Genomic DNA, 24803 nt, shown 5'->3' on the forward strand with positions numbered 1-24803 from the left:
CCCGGGAGCGGCCGCGGACACGGGTCGAAAAGGCGGGCCATACGGCCCCGGCTTCAGGCGTCTATACTGATTGGCCAACACGGGGGTGGGGGATGACCAGGCAACTGACGGATCGCTATCGCGAGGCGAAGCTTATCGCCATGGCGGCGATCGAGCTTGGCATGGATGCGCGCGAGGAAATGATCGCGTCGGCGGTGGCCGGCGACGAGGAGCTCGGCCGCGAAGTGCGCTGGATGATCGGCGCGATAGAGAGCAGCCACACCGCGCCGATGCCCGGCGACCAGATGCAGACGGCCGACCTCAGCGGCCACGATGCGCAGGCCTCGGCGCCCCGGCATTACCGCTTGCTGCGCCGGCTGGGTGAAGGCGGCATGGGCACGGTCTACCTGGCCGAGCGCACCGACGGTGATTTCGTGCAGCAGGTGGCGCTGAAATTCCTGCAGGCGTCGGCGGAAGGCTCGCCGGTGCTGCTGGAGCGCTTCACCCGCGAGCGGCAGGTGCTGGCGCGACTGGAGCATCCGGGCATTGCGCACCTGCTCGATGGCGGCGTGCTGACCGACGGCAAACCGTTCCTGGCGATGGAGTACGTCGAGGGCGAGCGCATCGATGCCTGGTGCGAACACCATGGGGCCGACCTGCGCGAGCGCGTGTTGCTGTTCCTGAAGGTGTGCGCGGCGGTGGAGTACGCCCATCGCAACCTCATCATCCATCGCGACATCAAGCCGGCGAATATCCTGGTAACGGAATATGGCGAGCCGAAGCTGCTGGATTTCGGCATTGCGCGAATCATCGACGAACACGTTGACGTTGCCGCCACCGCCACCGGCGCCCAGGCGCTGACCCTGGCCTATGCCAGCCCGGAACAGATCGAACGCCAGCCGCTGACCACCGCCGCGGACGTCTATTCGCTGGGCGTGGTGCTTTACCAGCTGGTGTCCGGGCGGCGGCCGTTCCAGCATCTGGTGACGCCGCACCTGTTGACCAACGCCATCATCGGCGGTGTCGTGGTGGCGCCAAGCCGCGTCGCGAAGGCGGCGGCAAGAGAGATCGGCGGCGAGAAAACCCCCGGGTTTTCGGTGCCTGCCGATATCGATGCGATCGTGCTGAAATCGCTGCGTCGGCACGCGGCCGAACGCTACGCCACCGTCGGCGAACTGGTGGCGGACCTGCGGCGTTTCCTGGCGCGCCACCCGGTGCACGCGCGGCGCGGCGTGCGGCTGTATCGCGTACGCCGCTTCGTGCAGCGCAACCGCTGGCCGCTGGCGGCCGCGTCGGTGCTGCTGGTCGCGGTGCTGTCCGGCCTGGGTTCATCGCTGTATGCGCTAGGCCAGGCGCGCACCCAGCAACAGCTGGCCGAACACCGGCAGCAGCAACTGGAGCGCATCGTGCACTTTCAGCAGTCGATGTTCGACAGCGTGGATATCGACGCGATGGGTCATGCGATCAAGCGTGATCAGGAGCGGCAGTTGACCGCCATGCTCTCGACCGGCAAGGACGGGCCGGTGCCGGACAAGGGCGCGGTCGAGGAATTGCAGCGCGCCTTCGCCGGCATCTCGGCCACCGACACCGCCCGCAACGTGCTCGATACCTACGTGGTGACGCACGCGCTGGACAGCCTGGACGCGGCGTTTGCCGATGCACCGACCCTCGCCGCCGACATGCGTCAATCCCTGGCCCGCGTGCTGGTGAACATCGGCAGTTACCCGCATGCCGTCACCGAGTTGCGCAAGGTGCTGTCGACCCGCGATCAGGGCGCCCCCGCCGATGACCAGGCGCGGCTTTCGACGCAGATCGACCTGGCGCAGGCCCTGTATCGCAAGGGTGACCTGGATGCCGCGGCGGAACTGTTCGGGCAATCGGGCCGGGAATCGTCCTCGCTGCCGGTGGCCGCGCCGTTGCGCGTTGCCGCTGAAGCCGGGCGCGGTCGGGTGCTGGCGGCGCAAGGCCACCTGCAGCAGGCGCTGGTGCTGCAGCAGAAGCTGTATGAGCAACTGCAGCCGCTGTTGCCGGCCACCGACACCGGCGTGATGGAACTGCGGCAGGATCTGGTGAGCACCCTGATCGGCCTGGGCATGCGCGACGAAGCGCGCAAGCAGGCCGAGGCGTTGGTGGCGCTGGACCGCGGCAAGCTGGGCGCGGAGCACCCCGAAACACTCAGGGCCATGGTGGTGCTGGCCAAGCTGCTGCACTACCGCCACGAGTACGAGAAGTCACTGGCGCTGGCGCGCGAAGTGGCGAACATCCGCGAACGCAAGCTGGGCGCGGATCACCCCGAGACGTTGCGCGCGCAGAACATGGTGGCCACCGACGAGGTCTACCTGGCGCAGGACCCGGTCGCGTTCAAGCAGGCGCATGTGCTGCTTGACCGGGTGTTGGCCACGCGCGAACGATTGCTTGGCCCGGACCATCCAGACACGATGTCGTCGCGTACCGTGATGGTGCGACTGCTGTCCAAGCAGGGCCATTTTTCAGACGACCCCGCCGTCGCGCAGGCGTATTTCGCGCAGGCCATCAAGCAGGAACGCGGGATTCTGGCGTCGCACGAACGCGTCTTGGGACCGGATCATCCCCATACGCTGATGGCTCACGGAAGTCTCGCCAGCCTCCTGAGTGCCGCCGGACAGTACCGGGAGGCGCTGGCCGAGGCCGAGCTCACACTGGCGGGGCAACGCCGCGTGCTGGGTGAAAAGCATCCGATTGTCTTCAGCACGCTGACCCTGATCGGCGACATCAACAGCGACGCCGGCAACTGGAAGGCGGCGCGCGTGGCCTATCAGCAGGCGCTGAACGGTCGCGAAAAGCTTCTTGGCCTGCTTGATGCGCACACGATCGAAAGTGCCACGCGGCTGCATGACGCCCTCGACGAGTTGCGTGACGGCCGCGCCGCCAACGATATCCGTCGCCGTTACCTGGACCCCGTCATCGCCTTGAACCCGGCCGACCTCAACGCCAGCATGCGTGGCGTGCGCGAACAGGCCATTCGCACGCTGACGCCTTGAGGTTTGAAGGGCGGCGGCTGGCGGAAAGATCAAAAGCTGACCCCTCCCCGGCCATTCCGTGCGAGCGGGGGAGGCGATGGGCAGCTTCCGCCGTCGTGAAACGCGAAAGGCCCCGCATGTGCGGGGCCTTTTGTCGAAGCGGCAAATCTGCGGGGCGCTTACTTCAGCTTCGCGTCCTTGCGCAGCGCCTCGGCGCGGTCGGTCTTTTCCCACGAGAACGAGGTGAACTTGTTGCCGTTGGCGTCGGTCAGCTCCTGCGGCGTGCGGCCGAAGTGGCCGTAGCTGGCGGTCTGCTGGTACATCGGGTGGATCAGGTCGAGCATCTTCAGGATGCCGAACGGGCGCAGGTCGAAGTGCTTGCGGATCAGCTTTTCGATCTGCTCGTCGCTGATCTTGCCGGTGCCGAAGGTGGTGACCGAGATCGAGGTGGGATGCGCCACGCCGATCGCGTAGCTCACCTGCACTTCGCAACGGTCGGCGATGCCGGCGGCCACGATGTTCTTGGCCACGTAGCGCGCGGCGTAGGCGGCCGAGCGGTCGACCTTGGACGGATCCTTGCCCGAGAACGCGCCGCCACCGTGACGGGCCCAGCCGCCGTAGGTGTCGACGATGATCTTGCGGCCGGTCAGGCCGCAGTCGCCCACCGGTCCGCCGATGACGAACTTGCCGGTCGGGTTGATGTGGAACTTGGTGCCCTTGTGCAGCCACTTCTCCGGCAGCACCGGCTTCAGGATCAGCTCGCGCACGCCTTCGATCAGGTCTTTCTGCTTCACGCCCGGATCGTGCTGGGTGGACAGCACCACCGCGTCGATCGCCACCGCCACGCCGTTCTCGTAGCGCAGCGTGACCTGGCTCTTGGCGTCCGGGCGCAGCCACGGCAGCGGCGAGTTCTTCTTCTTGCGCACCTTGGCCTGTTGCTCGACCAGGCGGTGCGAGAAGTGGATGGCGGCGGGCATGAAGGTTTTGGTTTCGTTGGTGGCGTAGCCGAACATCAGGCCCTGGTCGCCGGCGCCCTGGTCTTCCGGATTCTTGCGGTCCACGCCCTGGTTGATGTCGGGCGACTGCTTGCCGATCAGGTTCAGCACGCCGCAGGTGGCGCCGTCGAAACCGACGTCGGACGAGTCGTAGCCGATGTCCAGGATCACCTTGCGGGTCAGCGCCTCCAGGTCGATCCAGGCGTTGGTGGTGACTTCGCCGGCGACGATCGCCACGCCGGTCTTGACCATGGTTTCGCAGGCGACGCGGGCACGCGGGTCCTGCGCGATGATGGCGTCGAGCACGGCATCGGAGATCTGGTCGGCGACCTTGTCCGGATGGCCTTCGGAGACCGATTCGGAGGTGAACAGGTAGTTGGACATCGCGGCTATATCCCTTTGTACGGATAGAAAGATAAAGAAAGGCGCGATGATACAACGCCATCCCCGGTTTTGCAGCCTCGCGCAAGCACGTCGTGGGCGGAATTCCAGCCGCGTTCAGCCGCCCGCCGCGTCGCCAGCCAGCGGCGCGGTGCGGCAAGTCGGCCCACCGCGGGCCGGACCCTCACAACCCGACGGCGGCGGCCTGCGGCGGCGCCGGTGCGACATCGTGGGCAACGCCGCCGATCGGCGCGAGGACTTTCGGCAGCAGGCTGTCGAGCGTGCCGTTCATGCGCAGCTGGTCGATGCTGGACATGGCCTGGTCCAGCTTGCGCTGCTCGGTGCCCTCCGTCGGCGGCGGTGCGCCGGGCGCCTCGGTGAGCGCCGCCAGTTCCGGGCCTACCAATTGGGTCAGTGCGAAGTACGCGTCGTCGTGGATGCCCACCTGTTCCAGCAGCACGCCGGGCAGCAGCCAGGAGGCGGTGTCCAGGTGCACCGGCTTGATCGGATGCTTCGGTTCGACCAGCAGCCAGGTGCCGGCCTGGCTCAGCATGTCCTTGCCGTCGACGAAGCCGGCGATTTGGTAGCTGTTGCTGAGCGCCGGCAGGTGGTCGCCGTAGAACAGCACCAGGCTCGGGCGTCGGCGCGCGGCCAGCTGTTTCACCAGCCGGCCCAGCTCGGCGTCGGCGTGGCCGATGTGATAGAGGTAGGTCTGCAGCTCCAGCTTGTCGCGCCCTTCGATGCCTTCCGGCACGGCGATGGCGTCGCGCTCGGCGGTGTGGGCGGGCTCGATGTCGTAGGGTCCGTGCGCTTCGATGCTGATGGCGAAGATGAACTGCGGCGGGCCGCTGTCTTTCAGCTGGCGCAGGATTTCGTCGGTCATGGCGGCGTCGGCCATGTACTTGCCATCCAGCGGCGCATCGGCGGGGAACGACGCCTGCGACACGAAACGGTCGAAGCCCAGCGCCTTGAACGCCGCGCTGCGGTTCCAGAACGCGGGGTCGTTGCCGTGCAGCGCGATGGTGTCGTAGCCATGCTGGTTCAGCACGCGAACCAGGCTGGGCACGGTGGCGTGGCTCAGCTGCAGATAGGGAAACTGCAGGTTGTCGAAATAGCGCAACGACAGACCGGTCAGCATCTCGAACTCGGTGCGGATGGTGCCACCGCCGAAGGTCGGCACATGCAGCTGGCCGCTGGTCCCCCGACGCGCCAGCCGGCGCAGGTTGGGGGTGAAGTGGCTGTGCTCGTAGCCCTTCATGATGGTCGGGTCGAAGAACGATTCGCTCTGCACCACCACGATGTCGGGCAGCTCCGCGCTGCCCGCCGAGGGCAGCAGCAGGCGCTGGCGCAGCGGGTGGTCGTAATCGGCGATCAGTTGCCTGGCCAGGGCGAGGTCGGGCTTCTTCTTGCCGTGGCCGTAATGCAGGTCGAACATGATCAGCCCGCTGATCAACCCCGAGTGGTTGGCGGTGGACATCGCCGACCACGGCTCCAGCCACAGCACGCGTCCGTTGTAGAGCCGCTCCCAGGTGGTGACGCCCAGCAGCAGGCTCAGCAGCGCTGCCGCCAGCACACTGCCGGCGACAAGGCGCTTGCCGCCCGTGCGTTGCGGCAGCAGCGGCGGCTCGTAGCGCCACATCGCGACCACCAGCGCCAGCCCGGCCAGCAAGCCCAGGTACGGCCACGGGCTGTGCGGCAGGTAGCCGGACAGCAGGTGCATGCCGCCCTTGCGCAACTGGCCCACCATCTGGAAATCGGCCGGCAGCAGCGGCGTGCCCAGGTTCGCCACCTTCAGCGTGTTGACCCCGTAGACCACGCCTTCGAACAGCAGCACCAGGCCGAACGACAGCAGCAGCCGGCGGGTGAGCAGCAACAGCACGCCCGCCAGCAGCAGGCCGGGGAGGGCATTGGCGAACGGGAAGCGGGCCTGGTCCAGCAGGCGCTTCGGCACCACGCCGACGCCGCCGTCGATCAGCCCGGTCAGCAGCACGAAACCGAACACCACGGCCAGCAGCGCAAGCGTGCGCCAAACCGGGGCATGCCAGCGGTGCGGGAGGCGGGTGGGTTTCAACGACATGGCAGTCCTGTTGCTGTCATCGCGGGGCAGCGAATGTAATCAAGCCAACATGAACCGCACGTTGGTCGGATCGCGCAGTTTCGGCCCTGCACGGGCGCGCTTCAATGGATGGGCCACGTTCGCCCGGAACGGTGTCGGCTGCACGCCGCACTGCGGCACAATGCGGGCATGCCTGTCCAACCTTCCCCCGCGCTGCGCGCGCTGATCGACGACCGCTACGGCGACCTGGCGGCTCGCTGCCGCGCCGCCGGCATCCCGCTGCACGACGACGCCGGGGTGGCCGAGCGCATCCGGAACACCTTGCTGGCCAGCGATTTCGCCTTCGACGTGTGGTGCCACCAGCCGGAACTGCTGGCGCCGGGCCTGCAACGGCTGCGTGCGGGCGGTGATGCGTCCACGCGTGTCGGGGCATTGAAGTTGTCCGACGACGAAGCGGCCTGCATGGAAACGCTGCGGCGCTTTCGTCACGCCGAGGCCTTGCGGCTGGTGTTCCGCGACGTCAACGACCTGGACGAACTTCCCGAAACCCTGTCGGCCACCAGCGTGCTGTACGAGGCTTTGCTGAGTGCCGCGCTGGGCTGGTCGGAACGGTGGATGGCCGCACGCTACGGCCAGGCGCGCGACAGTGATGGCGCCGTGCAGCGGCTGGTGGTGGTGGGCTTCGGAAAGCTCGGTGGCAGCGAGCTGAATTTCTCGTCCGACATCGACCTGGTGCTGGCCTACCCCCACGGCGGTGAAAGCGACGGCGCGCGCACGCTCGACAACAGCGAGTACTTCGTGCGGCTGGGACGCCAACTGGTGCGGCTGCTGCACGAGCCCACGATGGACGGCATCTGCGCCCGCGTCGACTTGCGCCTGCGCCCGTTCGGCAACGCGGGGCGGCTGGCGCTGTCGTTCGCGGCGATGGAGCAGTACTACCAGAATGAAGGCCGCGACTGGGAGCGCTACGCATGGATCAAGGCCCGGCCGGTGGCAGGCGATCGCCAGGCCGGCAAGCAGCTGCAGGAGCTGCTGCGGCCGTTCATCTACCGCAAGTATCTCGACTACACCGCCTTTGCCGGCCTGCGCGAAATGAAGGCGCTGATCGATGCCGAGGTGGCGCGCAAGGACCTGGCCGACAACCTGAAACTCGGCCCCGGCGGTATCCGCGAGATCGAATTCATCGTGCAGCTGACCCAGCTGATCCGCGGCGGTCGCGAACCCTCGATGCGCGTGCGCGGCCTGCTGCCGGCGCTGACTGCCTGCGAGGCGCGCGGTCATATTGGCGCGGCGCGGGCACGCATGCTGCGCGAGGCTTACGTGTTCCTGCGGCGGCTGGAAAACCGCGTGCAGATGCTGCGCGACGCGCAGACCCACGACATCCCCGACGACGCGCTGAGCCGCGAGCGCATTGCGCTGGGGCTGGGCCATCCGGATTGGGAAACACTGAATGCCACGCTGGCGCACCACCGCGCCCATGTCAGCGAGGAATTTGCCGCCGTATTGATGCCGCAGGGCGGGCGCGCCGCGAAGGTGCCCGCGGCCGACAACGTGCTGTGGCAGCACGCCTGCGACGAGTCGCTGGAAGCGGGCACGCTGGAAGCCTCCGGTTTCGTGCCCGGCGCCGAGCTGGCCGACGCGCTGTTGAAACTGCCGCAGGCCTCGCCGGTGCGGGCGATGTCGGCGCGCTCGCGCGAACGGCTGGATCGGTTGATGCCGCAGCTGTTCGGCGTGGCGCGCGAGAGCGCCGCGCCGGTGGCCTGCATGCTGCGGTTGTGTCGCCTGGTGCAGGCGGTGGCGCGTCGCTCCGCCTATCTGGCCCTGCTGGAGGAACAGCCGCTGGCGCGCAAGCGGCTGGCCCGGCTGTTCGGCGACAGCGCGTTCCTGGCCGAGCGGGTCATCATGCAGCCGCTGTTGCTGGATGACGTGCTTGACCCGCGCATCGATCAATTGCCGCTGAAGCGCGCCGACATCAGCGCCGAGATCACCCGCGTGCTGGGCACGCTGGACGAGCGCGAGGCCGAGGCGGAGCTGGAGCGCATCAACGAGTTCAAGGCCAGCACCGCGTTCCGATTGGGGCTGGCATTCAACGATGGTCGCGCCGACGCGGTGGCCACCGCGCGCCGACTGGCCGCGCTGGCCGAATCGGTGGTCGCCACGGTGACCTCGCTGGCCGAACGCGAACTGGCCGTGCAGCACGGCCGGCTGCCGGGCGAGGGTTCCGGTTTTGCCGTGCTGGGCTACGGCAGCCTGGGCGGCGAGGAGCTGGGTTTCGCCTCGGATCTGGACCTGGTCTTCGTCTATGACGGCCGCCGCGCGCAGGCGATGAGCGACGGCACGCGCCCGCTGGAAGGCGCGCGCTGGTACCAGCGGCTGGCACAGCGGGTGATGAACTGGCTGACCGTGCTGACCCGCGGCGGGCGCATGTACGAAGTGGACACGCGCCTGCGGCCGGACGGCTCCAAGGGTTTGCTGGTCAGCAGCCTGGACGGCTTTGTGGCCTACCAGCGCGGCCGCGCCTGGACGTGGGAGCACCAGGCGTTGCTGCGGGCGCGGCCGGTGGCCGGCGACCGCGCGCTCACCGCGCAACTGGCCGGGGTACGCCGCGAGATCCTGGCCGTGCCGCGCGATCCGGCCGCCGTGCTGGCCGAGGTCAGCAGCATGCGCCAGCGCTGGCGCGCCGAACGCGACCGCTCCGACGCCACCCAATTCGACTTGAAGCAGGGCCACGGCGGCTTGCTGGATATCGAGTTCGCGCTGCAGGGCTTGGTGCTGGCGCACGCCCAGCGGCCGGGCCTGCTTGAGGTCACCGCCAACGCGTCGGTGATCGGCGCCTGCCACGACGCCGGCCTGTTGAATGCCAACCAGGCCGCCGTGCTCGGCGCCGCCCACGCCGAACTGCTGCATCGCGCCCTGCGCTGCACGATGGACCTGCGTTCGCGGATCGCGCCGCGCGACGAGGCGCTGGCGACGCTTTGCGCCAGCGTGCGCGAGGTCACCGCGGCGCTGGGTTTCACCTTCGACGAATGACTGCGGCTGTGCGTGGGATCGGCACGGATCGCGAAGTCCGATGGATCACGGGAGGCAGGCATGCTTGATACGTGGGAAATACTGCAGCGGCTGGTGCTGGCGGCGGTGCTCGGTGCGGTCATCGGCGCCGACCGCGAGCGGCGTGAGTGGGCCGCCGGCCTGCGTACGCACATGCTGGTGTGCGTGGGCGCGGCGCTGGCGATCATCGTGTCGGCCTACGGTTTCAGCGACGCACTGAAAAACCCGCGCGTGATGCTGGACCCGTCGCGCGTGGCGGCGCAGGTGGTCAGCGGCATTGGCTTCCTCGGCGCCGGCACCATCTTGTTCATGCAGCGCGAGCAGGTGGTGCGTGGCCTGACCACCGCCGCCGGGCTGTGGGCGGTGGCGTCGATCGGCCTGGCGGCGGGTGCCGGCCTGTATGCGGCGGCAGCGATGACCACGGCGTTGATCTGGGTGATCCTGGTACTGCTCAAGCCGTTGCAGCGGCGCTTGTTCGCGCGTCACAACCTGCGCCCGCGGGTGCTGCTCAGCCTGGCTGGCGATGGTGCGGTGGCCGGCGTGGAAGCCGTGGTGGCGGCGCAACAGCTGCCGCTGTTCAAGCTGATCCTGAATTGCCGCAAGGATGCCGACGACCAGCTCATCCTGATCTTCGAGCGCGGCGTGGACAGCGCCCGGATGACCGCCTTGACCGACGCGTTGCGAGGGGTGGCAGGCGTCACCGCGATCCAGCTGGGCAGCGCCATTCGCGACGCCAGCCGCTCGAAGTAGGGCTCCGAGCCTGTGAGGAAAACCACTTCCTGTGGTTTTCCTCTATCGCGCTTCCGGCACAGGCCCGGAAGCGCTCACGCGGATCAATCACCTGCGTGATCGATCCGCGCCCGGCCATCGGGCAACCGCTCCTGCGTTGCCTCAACTCGGGCATCCATGCCCTCACGTGGCCGGGCTTCGAGGTTGAAAAAATCACAACCTCTCAGTCGCCCTGGCGTTGCGCCATGCGCGCCAGCAGTTGCCCGGCGAGTGCCGCCGTTTCGCGTAGTGGCGGTTGCGGAGATGCGGTGTCGTCGATGTCGTGCAGCAGGTTCGCCGCGCGCAAGGCCTGATGGAAGCGGGCGATCCTGGCCGGCAAGGGCGCCATGGTGAAGGTATGCACCGGACAGCCCACGGCGCAGGCCTCGGACAGCATGTTCACCGAGTCGGGCGTCACCACCAGCCGGTCGGCCCAGCCGAGCACGCCGGGGAACGGGTTGCGGCCGTCATCGGGGCCGGCCCAGACGATCCCAGGGACGTCGCGCAACGCCTGGCGGAAAAGCTCGATGAGTTCCGTGGGCGTGCGGCGCGAGGCCAGCACCAGCAGGCTGCCGCCCTCGCTTCGGTGGCGGGCCAGCAGGTGGCCCAGCAAGCGGTCGGCGTAGTCATCGTCCAGATCGATGCCGCGACGCGGCCCGCCCAGCAGCACGCCGACCCGCGGCTGCGGCAGCTCGCCCAGCAAGGGGCAGGCGTCGCGGCCGTCGGCCAGCCAGCGCTCGTCCACCGTATTGAGCGAACCCAACGGGCGCAGCACATTGGCGCCGTCGAGGCCGTCATGACGTGGCGCGATCACCGCATCCCAATGGCGCGGGTCGATGCGCGGGTCCAAGATCTGCACCGTGTAGCAGCGCCCCGCGGAAAGCGGCCGCAACATCCGCGTGAGCAGCGCCGCGGAGCGACCGCAGCCGATCGCCAGCTCTGGCCACGGCGGCGCGAACAGCGGGCGCTGTGACGCCGGCAAGGCCCGCGTGTTTCCCATCGTGAAGCGCGGCGACAGCCACGACCACGGCGCCCGCAGTTGCAGTCGCAGGTGGCGCACCGGCCGCTGCATGTGCTCGGCCAACGCAAGCGCCTGACGCTGGTTGCCGGCGGCGTTGTCCGTGATCACCCAGCACTCGCCTGGCGTCAGCATGGCGGCGCTTTGCGGGTAATTGTTTCGCTGGCGTACACAGTGCGTTCCCCTCGGCCGTGGTTCGATCGCGCCAGGCCACCATTACACTCTCTAATTCGCGATAGCGCCGCCCGTTGGCGCGCGCATGCCTTGGAGGATACCCATGAGTGATTCGCTTTCGGAGATGGCGCTGGATCAATTGTTTCGCGAGGCGCGCACGTTCAACGCCTGGTTGCCGCAGGACGTGACCGACGAGCAGTTGCATCAGCTCTACGCGCTGGCCAAGTTCGGGCCCACCAGCGCCAACGCCTCGCCGATGCGGGTGATCTTCGTGAAATCCGAGGAAGCCAAGGCCAGACTGGCGCCGCACCTGTCCGACGGCAATCGCGCCAAGACGATGGAGGCGCCGGTCACCGCCATCATCGGTACCGATCACGAATTCTATGAGCGCCTGCCGCAACTCTTCCCGCACGCCGACGCGCGCAGCTGGTTCGTCGGCAACCAGCCACTGATCGATACCACCGCCTTTCGCAATGCCAGCCTGCAGGGCGCCTACGTGTTGATGGCGGCGCGGGCGTTGGGGCTGGATTGCGGCCCGATGTCGGGATTTGACCAGGCCGGCGTGGATGCGGCATTTTTTGCCGGCACCGCGGTCAAATCCAACTTCCTGATCGCCATCGGCCATGGCGATCGCAGCCGCAATTTCTTCCCGCGCAGCCCGCGGCTGTCGTTCGACGAGGCCTGCCGGATCGCCTGATCCTTTCCCTTGCACCTGTTACCCACCTGGAGATTCACCATGCGCGCATTTCGTTATCTCGTTGTGGCCAGCCTGCTCGGCGCCGCCGTCTCGGTGCAGGCTGCCCCGGTGACCTACAAGCTCGACCCCGACCACACGATGGTGCTGTTCAGCTGGAACCACTTCGGCTACTCCAACCCAACCGCTGACCTGGGCCTGGGCGAGGGCACGCTGGTGTACGACGAGCAGCACCCGGCGCAGTCGAGCGTGCAGGTGACCTTGCCGCTGGACCGCCTCGACACGCACGTGGCGGCGCTGGACGAGCACCTGAAGAAGCCGGACTTCCTCGACGCCGATAAGTACCCGACGGTGACCTTCAAGAGCACGGCGGTGCAGCCGCTGGGCGGCAACAAGTTCAAGGTCACCGGCAACCTCACCGTGCATGGCGTGACCCGGCCGGTCGTGCTGGATGCCACCTTGAACAAGATCGGCCCGCATCCGATGAGCAAGGCGCAGTCGATCGGCTTCGACGCCACCACCAGCCTGAAGCGCTCCGATTTCGGCGTGGGCGCCTACGTGCCCAACGTCAGTGACGAGATCACCATCCGCATCACCACCGAAGGCTCGGTGCCGAAGGCGAAGTAAGCCGGTCGAGATCGGCCAAGGCAGGGCGGCTTCGGCCGCCCTTGTCGTTTGGCCTGCCAAAAACGCAGCGTACCGGTCAGCCAGCGGCCAGCCGTGCCTGCTACCATTTGCGGCTTGATGGTCTGTCTGGAGTTTCGTCCATGTCGCGCCCCCTTTCCGCGGCCGTCCCGCTGATACCGGCAAATGCCGAAAATCGTTACGAAGTGACGCGCGCGGACCTGCCGTTGTCCTGCCCGATGCCCGGCATGGCGTTGTGGAATTCGCATCCCAAGGTGTACCTGCCGATTGTCGATGACGGCGGCGAGTCAACCTGCGCCTACTGCGCGGCCCATTACGTGTTGCGCGACTGACCACGGGCGCGGCGTGATGCGACCGGCGGCATGGTTTCTGCTTGTCCCCTGCGATCAATGCCCCGAAACGTGAGCCCATGTCCAGCACCATCGCGCCCGACAAGCTGCTGACCGTTGTCCAGCTGATTCCCGCCATGCACGCGGGTGGTGCGGAGCGGTCGGCGTTGGAGATCAGTCGTGCCTTGGTACAGGCCGGGCACCGCTCGGTGGTGATTTCCGCCGGTGGCCGGCTGGTGGCGCAGTTGCAGGCCGAGGGCGGCGAGCACATCACCCTGGATATCGGCCGCAAATCGCTGCTCACCCTGTTGCGGCTGGGCAAATTGCGGCGCGTGCTGCGCCAGCTTCGCCCCGACATCGTGCACGCGCGCTCGCGCCTGCCCGCGTGGCTGGGCTGGTGGGCGATGAAGGGGCTGTCGCCGCGACCGCATTTCATCACCACCGTGCATGGGCTCAACTCGCCCTCGCGCTACAGCGCCATCCTGCTGCGCGGCGAACGCGTGGTGGCGGTATCGCAGACGCTGCGCGATTACGTGCTCAGCCACTACCGCTGGCTGGAACCGGGCCGGGTGCGGGTGATCCCGCGCGGTATCGACCCGGAGGCGTTCCCCTACGGCCATCGTGCCGACGATGGCTGGAAGACCTCGTTCTTCTCCGAATACCCGTCGTTGATGGGCGCACCGCTGCTGACGCTGCCCGCTCGCGGCACGCGCCTGAAGGGCCATCACGACGCGATCGAACTGGTCGCCGACCTGAAGGGCCGCGGCATCGATACCCGCTTGCTGCTGCTGGGCGTGATCGAGCCGGGCCGCGAAGCCTATGTGGCGGAGTTGAACGAGCTGATCCGCGCGCGCGGCGTCGGCGCCCAGGTGGTGCTGACCCCGCAGCGTGACGATGTGCGCGACATCTACGCGGTGTCCACCCTGATCCTGCAGTTGTCGAACCAGCCTGAATCGTTCGGCCGCACCGTGGTCGAGGCCTTGTCGCTGTGCCGGCCGGTGCTCGGCTATGCGCACGGCGGCGTAGGCGAACTGCTGGCCGAGCTGTACCCCGCCGGCCGCGTGCCGCCGGGCGACCGCGAACGCCTGGCCGAACGCGCCGCCGAACTGCTGCGGGTGGCCCCACCGATTCCCTTGCTGCACAGCTACCGCCTGGCGGACATGCAGCAGAACACGCTGGCGCTGTATCGCGAGGTGGCCGGCTAACGCCGTTGCCTCCCGTAGGAGCGGCTTCAGCCGCGACGCTTTTCGTCGAGCACCTCGAAGCCAACAGCGTCGCGGCTGAAGCCGCTCCCGCAAGTGAAGAACGGCCGCACGCCACCGTCGCGACGCGCTCGCCTACAATGCGCTTTTCCTCCCGCACAGGCTGGCGCATGACCTCCCTTGGAACCACGCTGGGTGCCGCGCTGCGCTCGCCCCTGCTGCCGTTCTGGCTGGTGATCGCGCTGCTGCCGTTTGGCCGCAGCGCGGAACTGGGGACCTTCCTGTGCCTGCTCGGTGTGGTGCTGCTGTTCGCGCGCCAGCGTGATGCGTTGCGCGAGCACGCGGGTGCCCGGATGTCGCTGTGGCTGCTGGGGGCGTTCATCAGCGCGGCGCTGTTGTCGGCTTTCGATTCGTATGCGCCGGGAAAAAGCTGGGGCACGGTGGCGGGCCAACTGCGCTATGTGCCGCTGGTCTTGTACGCCTGTTTCGCGATACGGCGGGACAGCAAGCTGCAGGCGCTGTTTGTCGCCGTGGCGCTGGTGCTGGCGTTGTGGGTGCTGGATGCCTGGGTGCAGGCACTTACCGGCTGGAGCCTGGGCGGCCATGCCGAGGCCGAGCGGGTGTCAGGCATCTTCGGCGCGGACAACCTCAAGCTGGGCCCAACCCTGGCGGTGCTGTCGCCGTTCGCGCTGTGGGCGGCGCGGCGGCGCTGGGGGTTGCGCGGGCTGCTGATCGCCTTCGCGCTGGTGCTCGGCCCGGTGCTGCTGGCTGGCTCGCGCGCCGCGTGGTTGAGCTATGCGCTGGTGGCGCTGGGCTTCGCCTGGCATGAGGCGCGCTCGCTGCGGCGGTTTGCGCTGTTCTGCGTACTGGGCGCGGCATTGTTGGCGCTGGCCGGTGGCGTGGCGTGGAAAACCTCACCGCGATTCCAGGCGCGGATGGATCGCACCTTGCTGGCTCTGCACGGCACCGACAGCTCGCTCGATGCCGCGCTCAGCGGCCGGCTGGATATCTGGGAGACCAGCGCGCGCATGATCGCCGACCATCCGCTCAATGGCGTGGGCGTGCGCGCGTTTCGCTACGCCTACCCGCATTACGCGCCGCCCGATGACCACTTCCTTGTAGCCGAACCCTGCGGCGCCGGCCTGGGTGCCTGCCATGCGCATCAGGTCGTGCTGGAGATCCTCACCGAAACCGGCGCGCTGGGTTTGCTGCTGTGGTTGGCGGCGGTGGCGCTGGCGTGGCGTGCGTGGCGCAGCGTGGGTGCGGCGGCGCGCTCGCGCGCTTTCCCCGTCACGCTGGCGCTGGGTGTGATGCTGTTTCCGCTGAACACCAGTCTGGCCTTCTATTCGGCCTGGTGGGGCCTGCTGTTTGCCTGGTTGCTGGGGCTTTGGTGTGCGGCGCTGTACGTGGTGGCGGATGTCGACGGGGCGAGCCGCCGATGACGGCCGCGCGCGAACCGCTGTCGGTGGTGGTGACCAGCTTCAACAGCGCCGCCACGCTGGATGCCTGCCTGCGCGGCGTGCGCTGGGCGGACGAGATCGTGGTGCTGGATTCCGGCTCCACCGACGCCACGGCGGCGATCGCCGCGCATTACGGCGCGCGTGTCCACGTGCAGCCGTTTGCCGGCTACAGCGCGCAGAAGCAGGCGGCGATCGATCTGGCCAGCCACCGCTGGGTGTTGCTGCTCGATTCGGACGAGTCGCTGGCCGAAACCGCCGCCGTGCCCCTGCAGCAGGCGCTGCACGCGCCGACGCACGTGGCGTACCAATTGTGGCGGCGGGAGTGGCAGTTCTGGCGCTGGCAGTCGGGCCGGGCGCGGCTCAACCACTACGTGCGGCTGTTCGATCGGCAGCACGCGCGCATGAGCGGCCACGCGGTGCACGAGGAAGTGTGCGTCGACGGCTCCGTCGGCGTGCTCGATGTCACCATCGATCACCATGGCGAGCGCGATATTGCGGGGCGCGTGGCCAAGGCGGATCGCTATTCAAGCCTGCAACTGGGCGACCTCGCCCGGCGGCGGGTGCGCTGGTTGCGCCTGCGCATGGTGGCGTACCCCACGGTGGCCTTTCTGCGCTTCTACCTTTTGCGCGGACACTGGCGCTCGGGCTGGGCCGGCTTCATTGCCGCGCGCATCCACGCGTTCTACGCGTTCCTGAAATACGCGAAGTTGTACGAGTCGCGACGCCAGCGGCGCGATCAGTAGAGCGGCGGCTGGCCCGGCGGGCGGGTCTTGAAGCGCTTGTGCGCCCACAGGTATTGCGTCGGCGCCTCGCGCACCATCTGTTCGATGCAGCCGTTGATGCGGGCGGTGTCGTGGTGCACGTCGGTGCCGGGGAAATCCTGCAGCGGCGCACCCAGCCGCAATACATAACCCTCGCTGCCCGGCAGGCGGCGGTGGAAAAAGGGAATCACCAGTGCGCCGGACATCCGCGCCAGGTGATGGGTGGCGGTGATGGTGGCCGCCGGCACGCCGAAGAACGGCACGAACACGCTGTCCTTGCTGCGCATGTCCTGGTCGGGCGCATACCACAGCGTGCCGCCGTTGCGCAGGTATTTCACCGTGCCGCGGAGGTCCTCCTTCTCGAACATCGCGTCGGCATAATCCAGCCGCGCGCGCAGCACGTTCCACTCGAACACGTCCGAATCCATGCGCCGGTACATGCCGGCAATGCGGATACGCTGCGATACCAGCCGCGCGCACAGTTCCAGATGCGAGAAGTGGCCGCCCACCAGCAGCACGCCCTTGCCCTGGGCGCGTGCCGCCGCGAGATGCTCCAGTCCTTCAACCTCAAGCGGGATTCGCGCGATCTGGCGGTCGCTGCCCATCCAGCCCAGCGCAAACTCCACCAGCATCAGGCCCACGTCGCGCAGGTTGGCGTCGATCAACGCCGCCTGCTCGGTGGCACTCAGCTCGGGGAAGCACAACCCGATATTGACCTGCACGATGTGCCGCCGCGGCGAAGGCAGCCACTGCACCAGCGCACCCAGGCGCCGGCCCAGCCACAGCAACGCGGGATACGGCAGCCGCGCGATCAGCCGGATCACACCCACGCCCAGCCATGCCGGCCAGTGACGCGGCGACAACAGGGAGCGGGTAAAGGGAGGTCGGGAAGCACCAGGCATTGGCGCTAGTGTAATTGGCCGGGAATGGGGAAAGGGGATTCGGGATTCGGGATGACCAGCCGTTCGGCTGTTGAGAGCCGGGATTCGGGGGGGAGGCATCGCACACTTCCACCGATCGCCCCGAGCGTAGCCGCGCAGCGGCGGAGTCGAAGGGCGGGCGCGATGAAGCTTCGACTTCGTCGCGATCGGGTCGCTCCTTCCCCGCTCTCGTATACTGCGGCGCTACCACGGAGCTACGCGTGCGTTATCTCTACACCTTCGCGATGTACCTGGCGATGCCGTTGATCGTGCTGCGCCTGTTGCTGCGCGGGGTGCGCTCGCCGCCCTACCATCGACGCTGGTCGGAGCGGTTCGGCTTTTTCGATGCGCCGGGCTTCAACGGCAGCCTGTGGGTGCACGCCGTATCGGTGGGCGAGGTCAATGCGGCCGAGCCCCTGATCAAGGCGCTGCGCAAGGACTATCCCAACGCGCCCCTGGTCATCAGCACCGTCACCCCGACGGGCATGGCGCGCGTGCACCAGTTGTTTGGCGACGCGGTGTTTCACGTCTATCTGCCTTACGACCTGCCGTTCGCGGTGAACCGGTTCCTGCAGCGGATCCGCCCGCAGTTGGCGTTGATCGTGGAAACCGAGATCTGGCCGAACCTGTATCACGCCTGCCACAAGCGCGGGGTGCCGATGATGATCGTCAACGCGCGCCTGTCCGATCGCTCGCTACGCGGCTACCGATTCCTGCGCGGCACCGTGCGCTCGGCGTTGCGCTGCGTGCAGGTGATCGCGGCGCAGTCGGTGGCCGATGCGGCGCGTTATCGCCTGCTGGGCGCCGAGCCGCAGCAAATCGTGGTCAGCGGCAACATGAAGTTCGACATGCGCATACCGCCCGATGCCGCCGCTGCCGGCGCCAGCATGCGCCGGCAATGGGGCGGCGAACGCCCGGTCTGGATGGCTGCAAGCACGCACGAGGGCGAGGAGCTGGCGGTACTGGAAGCGCATCTGCAGGTGCTCAAGCAGTTTCCCGACGCGCTGCTGCTGATTGCGCCACGCCATCCGGAACGGTTCAAGCTGGTGGAGCACGCCGTGCACACGCTGGGTTTTCCGATGGCCACGCACAGTGCCGATGGGCTGCCGGCGGCGTCGCACCAGGTGTTCCTGATCGACGCGATGGGCTTGCTGATGCCGTTCTACGCGGCGGCCGACCTGGCTTTCGTGGGTGGCAGCCTGGTGCCCATCGGCGGCCACAACGTGCTGGAGCCGGCCGCGCTGGCCCGGCCGGTGCTGGTCGGGCCGCACACGTTCAATTTTGCCGAGATCACGCTCACCCTGATTCGCGAGGGTGGCGCCGAATGCGTGGGCAGCAGCGACCAGCTTGGCGGCGACGTGCTGCGGCTCTTGCTCGACGACGAGAAGCGCGCCCGGATGGGGCGCGTCGCGCACAAGGTATTCGATCGCGAGCGTGGTGCCGTGCGGCGCGTCATGCAGATGGTGGATGCCTTGCTGCAGGAATGAGCAGCGGTGGTTGATACACGAAAAAGGCCGGGCATGCCCGGCCTTTTTCGTGCGCTTGCCGCGGCTTACTGCAGCAACGTGTTGATCGCTTCCATGTCCTTGATGTCCGCCGTACCCGAGGACTGCTTCAGCATCAGCTTGTTCAGCACGAACTGGTGGCGCGCCTGCGAGTACTCGCTTTCGGCCTGGGTGAGGTTCTGGATCTGGATCAGCACGTTGGTCATCGTCTGCGTGCCCACGTCAAAACCCGCGCGGGTCGCTTCCAGCGCCTTCTTGCCCGAATCCACCGCCGCCCGGGTCGACTCGACCTGCGAGATGCCGGCGATCACCGAGCGGTAGTTGTTGAGCGTGGTGCGCACCACCTGGCGGCGCTGCGACTCGAGCGCGTCCTGGGCCGAGTCGCGCTGGTAGATGGACTGCCGCACCCGTGACTGGGTGGCGCCGCCGGAGAAGATCGGCACGTTCAGGGTCAGCCCGATGGTGGTGGCGCCGCGGTTGTCCTGGCGACCACTGCCGATGTTCTGGTACCAGCTGGTGTTCTTGCCGTAGCTGACGTTGGCGGTGATGGTGGGCAGGTGGCCGGCACGCGCCGCGCTGATGTTGTGCTCGGTGGTTTCCACGTTGCTGCGCTGGGCCAGCAGGTCGGGGTTGGTTTCCAGTGCCTGCTTGACCCAGGTATCCGGGTCGTTCGGGGTGGGCGGCTGCATCGGCAGGTCTTCACGCAGCTTCTTCAGCTCGCCGGTGGGCTTGCCGGTGATCTCGGTCAGCGCTTCGCGGGCATCGTTGAGCGCGTTTTCCGTGGCGATCGTGTTGGCCTTGGCCGCCTCGTAATACGACTTGGCCTGGTAAACGTCGGTGATCGCCGAAAGGCCGACCTTGAAGCGCTGGTTGGATTGCTCGTACTGCTGGCGGTAGGCGTCTTCGTTGGCCTTGGCGTAGGCCAGCTGATCCTCGCCGGTGAGCACGCCGAAATAGGCCTGGGTGACGCGCACGTACAGCTGCTGCAGCGCGGACTGGTACAACTCGTCCTGCGCCTGGGCGGCGGAGTGCGCGGCCTTGAGGTTGGCGTATTCGCTGAAGTCCAGCACCGTCTGGCTGAGCTGGGCGTTCACGCTGCGCGTGCGGGTGTGACCGAACTCGCTGGTGTTGATGGTCTGGGTGGGATCGGTGGGATCGCGCACCAGCTCATGGTTGCCGCCGTTGGTCTGCTGCAGCGACAGCCCTGCGGAGATCTGCGGCAACAACAGTGCGCGCGCCTGGTCGACGTTTTCGCCAATGGACAGTCGCGTGGCGTCCGCCTGCATCAGCACGGGGTCGTTGGCGCGGGCTTCACGATAAGCATCCAGCAGGTCTTCGCCATGACTGGGCAGTGAAACGGCGGCCATCGCCAGGGCCAGTGTGAGCAGCTTCAAACGCATGGGTTGCCTCGTAGGGGAAGTCGGGGGCGGAAATTCAGAGAACGAAAGGTTGAAGTGGCTCGGCGTGCTGCAGGTAGGGCAGGTCGGTCTCGAACAGGGTTTCCTCGCGGAAACGACCTTCGCCTTCGAGCGTCAGCAACACAACTTGTTGCACTGGCGACTTGCCGCGCACGATCACCGCGCGGCCACCGGGCTTGAGCCAGCCCAGCCAGCGCGGCGGGATGGTGGCGACCGCACCAGTGACGACCAGCGCGTCGAACTGCTCATCGGGCTGCCAGTCGACAACGGCCTCGCCCGTGGCCAGGTTGACGTTGGTCACGCTTGCCGCCTGCAGCCGCCGGGTGGCGGCGGCGGTGAAATCGGCATGGATGTCCACGCTGGTGACATGCGCCGAAAGCCCGGCCAGGCAGGCGGCGAGAAACCCCGAGCCGGTGCCGATTTCCAGCACACGGTCGGTGGGCAGCAATTCCAGCGCCTGCAGTACGCGGCCTTCGACCACGGGTTTCATCATCACTTCGCCATGGCCCAGCGGCAGGCACAGGTCGGCAAACGCCAGCCGGCGGTGTTCGGCAGCCACGAAATCCTCGCGCCGCACGCGGCCGATGACGTCCAGCACGCGGCCGTCCAGCACCTCCCACGGGCGAACCTGGTTCTCGACCATGTTCAGTCGTGCCTGCTCGAAGTTCATTGCCATTTCAACTGGTGTCCCGTGAGTCGGAAAAGGTGAAGAAGAATAAGCGTCTGGCCACATTCCGACAATCACAGCGTGACGGCCCCGCCCGCCGCCACGTAGTGCCGGAAGTCATCGCGAATGGTTGACGCACGTCATTGAGCGCCTATGACATACGCGGGAGAATGGCGTCTGGAAAATAATTGTACCGCCGCGTATAATAAAGGGCAGACTCTCATTTGTGAAGGTGCGGGCATGATTAGCGGCGCGCAAATAAAGCCACAGGGACCGGGCCGCCCCAAAGACATGGAAAAACGGGCGGCGATCCTCGCTGCGGCGAAGGCATTGTTCATACGCAATGCGTTTGCCGGTACCAGTATGGATGCCATCGCCGCCGAGGCGAAGGTTTCCAAGCTGACCGTGTACAGCCATTTCGGCGACAAGGACAACCTCTTTCGCGAGGTGATCCGTTCCCGCATCGAGGACCTGCTGCCCGAGGACATCTACCAGTTCGACCCCAATGTGGGCATCGAGCAAACCCTGCACGCCATCGCCCAGGCGCACATGCACATCGACTGCCAGGCTGAGCATGTGGGTACCTTCCGGGCGATCCTCAGTGACTGCCGCCAGGGCAATCCGCGCTACGGCAAGCTGCTGTGGGAAGAGGGCCCGGCGCGCATGCACCGCCTGATGGAAAACCTGCTGCAGCAGGCGGTCGACCACGGCGCGCTGGACATTCCCGTGGTGAAGACGGCCAGCGTGCAGTTCTTCTCGCTGATCAAGGGCGACATGCTGCTGCGCCGGCTGTTCGGTTGCGACGAATGCCCGGAGACCGCTGCCGCCGAAATCGAGGCGATGGCGCGTACCGGCGTCAACACCTTCCTGCGGGCGTACGTTCCGCGCTGAGTGCGCTGCCCCTCGCGCGCCCTGTTTTGAACCGGGCGCGCCGGGCCACTGGTTGGGCGCATCGCGGCATGCGCCCGGCCGCGTTTACACGATCACCACGCAGGCGGGGCGTAAGCTTCCCGGATACGCGTTTCGGCGTAACGAGGAAACCTGCATGGCCACCAAGAACCAACCCTTCCTTTCCGATATCCAGACCATCCGCAGGCGTGCGCGCGAGCACATGCAGCGGGGCGCGGTCACCGACAGCTACACGCTTGATCGCGATGTCGTGCTGAAGCTGCTGAACGAGGCGCTGGCGACCGAACTCGTCTGCGTGCTGCGCTACAAGGCGCACTTTTACCTGGCGTCGGGCATCAATGCCAAAAGCGTGGCGGCCGAGTTCCTCGAACATGCCAACGAGGAGCAGGGCCATGCCGACCAGATTGCCGAGCGCATCACCCAGCTCGACGGCACGCCAAACTTCGAACCCGATGGCCTGTCCACCCGCAGCCATGCCGAGTTCGTGGTGCCGGACGACCTTGCCGGCATGATCGAGGAGAACCTCGTCGCCGAGCGCATCGCGATCGACAGCTACCGCGAAATCATCAACTACGTGGGCGACCGGGACACCACCACCAAGCGCATGCTCGAAGGCATCCTCGCCGTGGAAGAGGAGCACGCCGAAGACATGAAGACGCTAATGGAGGATTTCGGCAAGAAGGGCGAGCCGGCCAAGCCGTCGCCCGCGAAAGCCGCCGGCAAACGCGGCTGAACTTTCGAGGGGTGGCGCTTGCCACCCCTCATTCGTTCACCAGCCGGCCAGCACCAGCTTCCCGACCGTGGTGCCCGATTCGAGGCGGCGGTGTGCCTCGCGCAGGTTGGTTGCATGGATGGGCGTGAGCGTTTCGGCGCGGGTGCCGCGCAATTCCCCGGCATCGATCAGGGCGGCCACGCGGTCGAGGATGCGCCCCTGCTCGGCCTGGTCGGCGGTTTTGAAACGTGGGCGGGTGAACATCATCTCCCAGTGGATGCCGACCGCCTTGGCCTTGTACGGATCGCCGATCCGCAGCGCGCCCGCAGGCTCCACGATCAGGCCGACATGACCCTGCGGGGCGATGAGTTCGCCCACGGTTTCCCAGTAGCGATCCGTATCGGCAAGATTCAACACCGCGTCGACCTGGCTCATCCCCAGCGCCTTCAACTGCGGCGCCAGCGGTTCGCGGTGGTTGATCACATGCTGCGCGCCCATCGTCTGGCACCACGCCACCGTTTCGTCGCGCGACGCGGTGGCGATCACGGAGAAGCCCGCGCGCCGCGCCAGCTGGATCGCGATCGAACCCACGCCACCGGCCCCTCCGATGATCAGCAGGGTCTTGCCCTCGCCGCCGTGCTCGCTGTCGAACGGCATGCGCTGGAACAGCAGTTCCCACGCGGTGAGTGTGGTCAGCGGCAACGCTGCCGCGTCCGCCAGTTCGATCGATTTCGGGACGTACCCGACCAGCCGTGCGTCCACCGCCTGGTATTGCGCATTGCTGCCGGCGCGGGTGATGTCGCCGGCGTAGTAGACGCGGTCGCCGGGGCGGAACCCTTCCACGCTGGCGCCCACCGACTCGACCACGCCGGCCGCGTCGTAGCCCAATACCTTCGGTTGCGCCTCCACCTGCGGCTTGGGTGAGCGCACCTTGGTGTCGACCGGATTCACCGACACCGCCTCCACCCGCACCAGCAGGTCGTGTGCGCCCGGTTCGGGCATGGGCAACTCCACGTCGACCAGGGAGGCGGGGTCGTCGATGGGCAGGTAGCGGGTGAGGGCAACGGCTTTCATGTGGGGCTCCAGTGATTCGGGTGGGGATTCGGCATGCGCCGTGCGGCTCATACCGGCGGCGGATTGCGTTCGGCGAACGGGCCATTCCAATAGGGGTAATAAGGGTAAGGTGGCGTGACGGCGCTGGCCGCGTCGAGCGCGGCGATCTGCCCGGGCGCAAGCTGCCAGCTGGCCGCTTCGAGGTTCTGCCGCAGCTGGGTTTCGTTGCGGGCGCCGATCAGCACACTGGACACCGTGGGCCGCTGCAGCAGCCAGTTCAATGCGATCTGCGGCACGCTGCGGCCGGTCTCCGCGGCCACGGTGTCGAGCGCGTCGACGACGCGGTACAACCGTTCCTCGTCCACCGGCGGCGCAAAGCCCGCGGTGTCGTGCAGGCGGCTGCCTTCGGGCCAGGGCTGGCCGCGGCGGATACTGCCGGTGAGGCGTCCCCAACCCAGCGGACTCCACACCACGGCGCCGACGCCCTGGTCGAGCCCCAAGGGCATCAGTTCCCACTCGTAGTCGCGACCGATCAGCGAGTAGTAGGCCTGGTTCGCCACGAAGCGCGCATAGCCATGGCGGTCGGCGATTGCCTGCGATTTCATGAGCTGCCAGCCGGAGAAATTCGAAGCGCCCAGGTAGCGCACCTTGCCCGCGCGCACCAGGTCGTCCAGCGTCGACATCACTTGCTCTACCGGCGTCATCGCGTCGAAATGGTGCAGTTGCAGCAGGTCGATGTAGTCGGTGTCCAGCCGCTTCAGTGCGCGCTCGACGCTGCCGATCAGGTGATGGCGCGAGGCGCCGACATCATTGGCGCCGTCGCCGGCGCGCAGGCTGATTTTGGTCGAGATGATGGCGCGATCGCGCCGGCCTTTCAGCGCCGCGCCCAGGATCGATTCCGAAGCGCCGTCGGAATAGACGTCCGCGCTGTCGAACAGGTTGACGCCGGCGTCGAGACAGATGTCGACCAGCCGGGTCGCCTCGGCCACGTCGGTTCGACCCCAGGCGCCGAACAGCGGGCCCGTGCCGCCGAATGTGCCGGTGCCGAAACCGAGTGCGGGCACCTTGAAGCCAGAGTTGCCCAGATAGCGGTATTCCATGGTGATGTCC

Annotated in this window: 20 protein-coding genes; 12 read left to right on the top strand and 8 right to left on the bottom strand. The window is 67.4% G+C overall.

Annotated elements, in window-relative coordinates:
• Positions 1–92: 92 nt before the first annotated feature.
• The gene (locus tag ASD22_RS14405; protein WP_056085062.1) at positions 93–2999 is read left to right on the top strand and encodes a serine/threonine-protein kinase; all 2907 of its coding nucleotides are present in this window, start codon (positions 93–95) and stop codon (positions 2997–2999) included.
• 158 nt (positions 3000–3157) lie between these two features.
• Here the strand turns inward: ASD22_RS14405 and metK are convergent, their stop codons facing one another.
• Positions 3158–4357 carry a methionine adenosyltransferase gene (gene metK, locus ASD22_RS14410; protein WP_056085064.1) on the bottom strand — a complete coding sequence of 400 codons (1200 nt, stop codon included), beginning with the start codon at positions 4355–4357 and terminating at the stop codon, positions 3158–3160.
• Positions 4358–4538: 181 nt separating this feature from the next.
• Positions 4539–6431: an LTA synthase family protein gene (locus ASD22_RS14415; RefSeq protein ID WP_056085066.1), complete on the bottom strand. Its 1893-nt coding sequence runs from the start codon at positions 6429–6431 to the stop codon at positions 4539–4541.
• Between the two features lie 168 nt (positions 6432–6599).
• Here ASD22_RS14415 and glnE point away from each other — a divergent pair, with 168 nt between their 5' ends.
• The gene (gene glnE / locus ASD22_RS14420) at positions 6600–9440 is read left to right on the top strand and encodes a bifunctional [glutamate--ammonia ligase]-adenylyl-L-tyrosine phosphorylase/[glutamate--ammonia-ligase] adenylyltransferase (protein WP_056085068.1); all 2841 of its coding nucleotides are present in this window, start codon (positions 6600–6602) and stop codon (positions 9438–9440) included.
• A 60-nt stretch (positions 9441–9500) separates the two neighbouring features.
• A complete protein-coding gene (locus ASD22_RS14425; protein WP_056085069.1) occupies positions 9501–10208 on the top strand; it encodes an MgtC/SapB family protein in 708 nt (235 codons plus the stop codon).
• Positions 10209–10410: 202 nt separating this feature from the next.
• Here ASD22_RS14425 and ASD22_RS14430 read toward each other — a convergent pair whose 3' ends face one another.
• Positions 10411–11379: a mitochondrial fission ELM1 family protein gene (locus ASD22_RS14430; RefSeq protein ID WP_056085071.1), complete on the bottom strand. Its 969-nt coding sequence runs from the start codon at positions 11377–11379 to the stop codon at positions 10411–10413.
• A 142-nt stretch (positions 11380–11521) separates the two neighbouring features.
• On the opposite strand from ASD22_RS14430, the gene ASD22_RS14435 reads away from it, so the two are divergent.
• From ASD22_RS14435 to ASD22_RS14460, 6 genes are all read left to right on the top strand, one after another.
• Positions 11522–12115, top strand: a complete 594-nt coding sequence (locus ASD22_RS14435) for a malonic semialdehyde reductase (RefSeq protein ID WP_056085073.1) — start codon at positions 11522–11524, stop codon at positions 12113–12115.
• A 39-nt stretch (positions 12116–12154) separates the two neighbouring features.
• Positions 12155–12739, top strand: a complete 585-nt coding sequence (locus ASD22_RS14440; RefSeq protein WP_056085075.1) for a YceI family protein — start codon at positions 12155–12157, stop codon at positions 12737–12739.
• 140 nt (positions 12740–12879) lie between these two features.
• Positions 12880–13089, top strand: coding sequence for a zinc-finger domain-containing protein (locus ASD22_RS14445; RefSeq protein ID WP_007081103.1), 210 nt, complete (start codon positions 12880–12882; stop codon positions 13087–13089).
• 77 nt (positions 13090–13166) lie between these two features.
• Positions 13167–14291, top strand: coding sequence for a glycosyltransferase (locus ASD22_RS14450; protein ID WP_056085077.1), 1125 nt, complete (start codon positions 13167–13169; stop codon positions 14289–14291).
• Between the two features lie 167 nt (positions 14292–14458).
• The gene (locus tag ASD22_RS14455; RefSeq protein ID WP_056085079.1) at positions 14459–15730 is read left to right on the top strand and encodes an O-antigen ligase family protein; all 1272 of its coding nucleotides are present in this window, start codon (positions 14459–14461) and stop codon (positions 15728–15730) included.
• Positions 15727–16491, top strand: a complete 765-nt coding sequence (locus ASD22_RS14460) for a glycosyltransferase family 2 protein (RefSeq protein WP_056085080.1) — start codon at positions 15727–15729, stop codon at positions 16489–16491. The genes ASD22_RS14455 and ASD22_RS14460 overlap by 4 nt, the downstream gene beginning before the upstream one ends.
• Here the strand turns inward: ASD22_RS14460 and lpxL are convergent.
• A complete protein-coding gene (lpxL, locus tag ASD22_RS14465) occupies positions 16485–17411 on the bottom strand; it encodes an LpxL/LpxP family Kdo(2)-lipid IV(A) lauroyl/palmitoleoyl acyltransferase (protein ID WP_056085082.1) in 927 nt (308 codons plus the stop codon). The genes ASD22_RS14460 and lpxL overlap by 7 nt on opposite strands.
• Before the next feature lie 239 nt (positions 17412–17650).
• On the opposite strand from lpxL, the gene waaA reads away from it, so the two are divergent.
• Positions 17651–18916: a lipid IV(A) 3-deoxy-D-manno-octulosonic acid transferase gene (gene waaA, locus ASD22_RS14470; RefSeq protein WP_056085083.1), complete on the top strand. Its 1266-nt coding sequence runs from the start codon at positions 17651–17653 to the stop codon at positions 18914–18916.
• 65 nt (positions 18917–18981) lie between these two features.
• Here the strand turns inward: waaA and ASD22_RS14475 are convergent, their stop codons facing one another.
• Entirely contained in the window at positions 18982–20334 is a 1353-nt protein-coding gene (locus ASD22_RS14475) for a TolC family outer membrane protein (RefSeq protein ID WP_056085085.1), read from the bottom strand.
• Between the two features lie 34 nt (positions 20335–20368).
• A complete protein-coding gene (locus ASD22_RS14480; RefSeq protein ID WP_056085087.1) occupies positions 20369–21028 on the bottom strand; it encodes a protein-L-isoaspartate O-methyltransferase in 660 nt (219 codons plus the stop codon).
• A gap of 282 nt (positions 21029–21310) precedes the next feature.
• On the opposite strand from ASD22_RS14480, the gene ASD22_RS14485 reads away from it, so the two are divergent.
• A complete protein-coding gene (locus ASD22_RS14485; RefSeq protein ID WP_200945407.1) occupies positions 21311–21910 on the top strand; it encodes a TetR/AcrR family transcriptional regulator in 600 nt (199 codons plus the stop codon).
• A 154-nt stretch (positions 21911–22064) separates the two neighbouring features.
• A complete protein-coding gene (locus ASD22_RS14490; protein WP_056085090.1) occupies positions 22065–22661 on the top strand; it encodes a ferritin-like domain-containing protein in 597 nt (198 codons plus the stop codon).
• A 36-nt stretch (positions 22662–22697) separates the two neighbouring features.
• On the opposite strand, the gene ASD22_RS14495 is transcribed toward ASD22_RS14490, so the two are convergent.
• A complete protein-coding gene (locus ASD22_RS14495) occupies positions 22698–23714 on the bottom strand; it encodes a zinc-binding alcohol dehydrogenase family protein (protein WP_056085201.1) in 1017 nt (338 codons plus the stop codon).
• A 47-nt stretch (positions 23715–23761) separates the two neighbouring features.
• The gene (locus tag ASD22_RS14500; protein WP_056085091.1) at positions 23762–24793 is read right to left on the bottom strand and encodes an aldo/keto reductase; all 1032 of its coding nucleotides are present in this window, start codon (positions 24791–24793) and stop codon (positions 23762–23764) included.
• Positions 24794–24803: the final 10 nt, after the last annotated feature.

The sequence above is a fragment of the Rhodanobacter sp. Root480 genome (assembly GCF_001426645.1).
In the GTDB taxonomy this organism is placed as follows: domain Bacteria; phylum Pseudomonadota; class Gammaproteobacteria; order Xanthomonadales; family Rhodanobacteraceae; genus Rhodanobacter; species Rhodanobacter ginsenosidimutans.

Bases quoted from the DNA above. Each gene is read 5' to 3' on its own strand.
- ASD22_RS14455 (WP_056085079.1), top strand. From the start codon at position 14,459: ATGACCTCCCTTGGAACCACGCTGGGTGCCGCGCTGCGCTCGCCCCTG.
- ASD22_RS14450 (WP_056085077.1), top strand. From the start codon at position 13,167: ATGTCCAGCACCATCGCGCCCGACAAGCTGCTGACCGTTGTCCAGCTG.
- ASD22_RS14500 (WP_056085091.1), bottom strand. From the start codon at position 24,793: ATGGAATACCGCTATCTGGGCAACTCTGGCTTCAAGGTGCCCGCACTC.
- ASD22_RS14435 (WP_056085073.1), top strand. From the start codon at position 11,522: ATGAGTGATTCGCTTTCGGAGATGGCGCTGGATCAATTGTTTCGCGAG.
- ASD22_RS14425 (WP_056085069.1), top strand. From the start codon at position 9,501: ATGCTTGATACGTGGGAAATACTGCAGCGGCTGGTGCTGGCGGCGGTG.
- ASD22_RS14405 (WP_056085062.1), top strand. From the start codon at position 93: ATGACCAGGCAACTGACGGATCGCTATCGCGAGGCGAAGCTTATCGCC.
- ASD22_RS14415 (WP_056085066.1), bottom strand. From the start codon at position 6,431: ATGTCGTTGAAACCCACCCGCCTCCCGCACCGCTGGCATGCCCCGGTT.
- glnE (WP_056085068.1), top strand. From the start codon at position 6,600: ATGCCTGTCCAACCTTCCCCCGCGCTGCGCGCGCTGATCGACGACCGC.
- ASD22_RS14440 (WP_056085075.1), top strand. From the start codon at position 12,155: ATGCGCGCATTTCGTTATCTCGTTGTGGCCAGCCTGCTCGGCGCCGCC.
- ASD22_RS14495 (WP_056085201.1), bottom strand. From the start codon at position 23,714: ATGAAAGCCGTTGCCCTCACCCGCTACCTGCCCATCGACGACCCCGCC.
- ASD22_RS14475 (WP_056085085.1), bottom strand. From the start codon at position 20,334: ATGCGTTTGAAGCTGCTCACACTGGCCCTGGCGATGGCCGCCGTTTCA.
- lpxL (WP_056085082.1), bottom strand. From the start codon at position 17,411: ATGCCTGGTGCTTCCCGACCTCCCTTTACCCGCTCCCTGTTGTCGCCG.
- ASD22_RS14485 (WP_200945407.1), top strand. From the start codon at position 21,311: ATGGAAAAACGGGCGGCGATCCTCGCTGCGGCGAAGGCATTGTTCATA.
- ASD22_RS14490 (WP_056085090.1), top strand. From the start codon at position 22,065: ATGGCCACCAAGAACCAACCCTTCCTTTCCGATATCCAGACCATCCGC.
- metK (WP_056085064.1), bottom strand. From the start codon at position 4,357: ATGTCCAACTACCTGTTCACCTCCGAATCGGTCTCCGAAGGCCATCCG.
- ASD22_RS14460 (WP_056085080.1), top strand. From the start codon at position 15,727: ATGACGGCCGCGCGCGAACCGCTGTCGGTGGTGGTGACCAGCTTCAAC.
- ASD22_RS14445 (WP_007081103.1), top strand. From the start codon at position 12,880: ATGTCGCGCCCCCTTTCCGCGGCCGTCCCGCTGATACCGGCAAATGCC.
- ASD22_RS14480 (WP_056085087.1), bottom strand. From the start codon at position 21,028: ATGGCAATGAACTTCGAGCAGGCACGACTGAACATGGTCGAGAACCAG.
- ASD22_RS14430 (WP_056085071.1), bottom strand. From the start codon at position 11,379: ATGCTGACGCCAGGCGAGTGCTGGGTGATCACGGACAACGCCGCCGGC.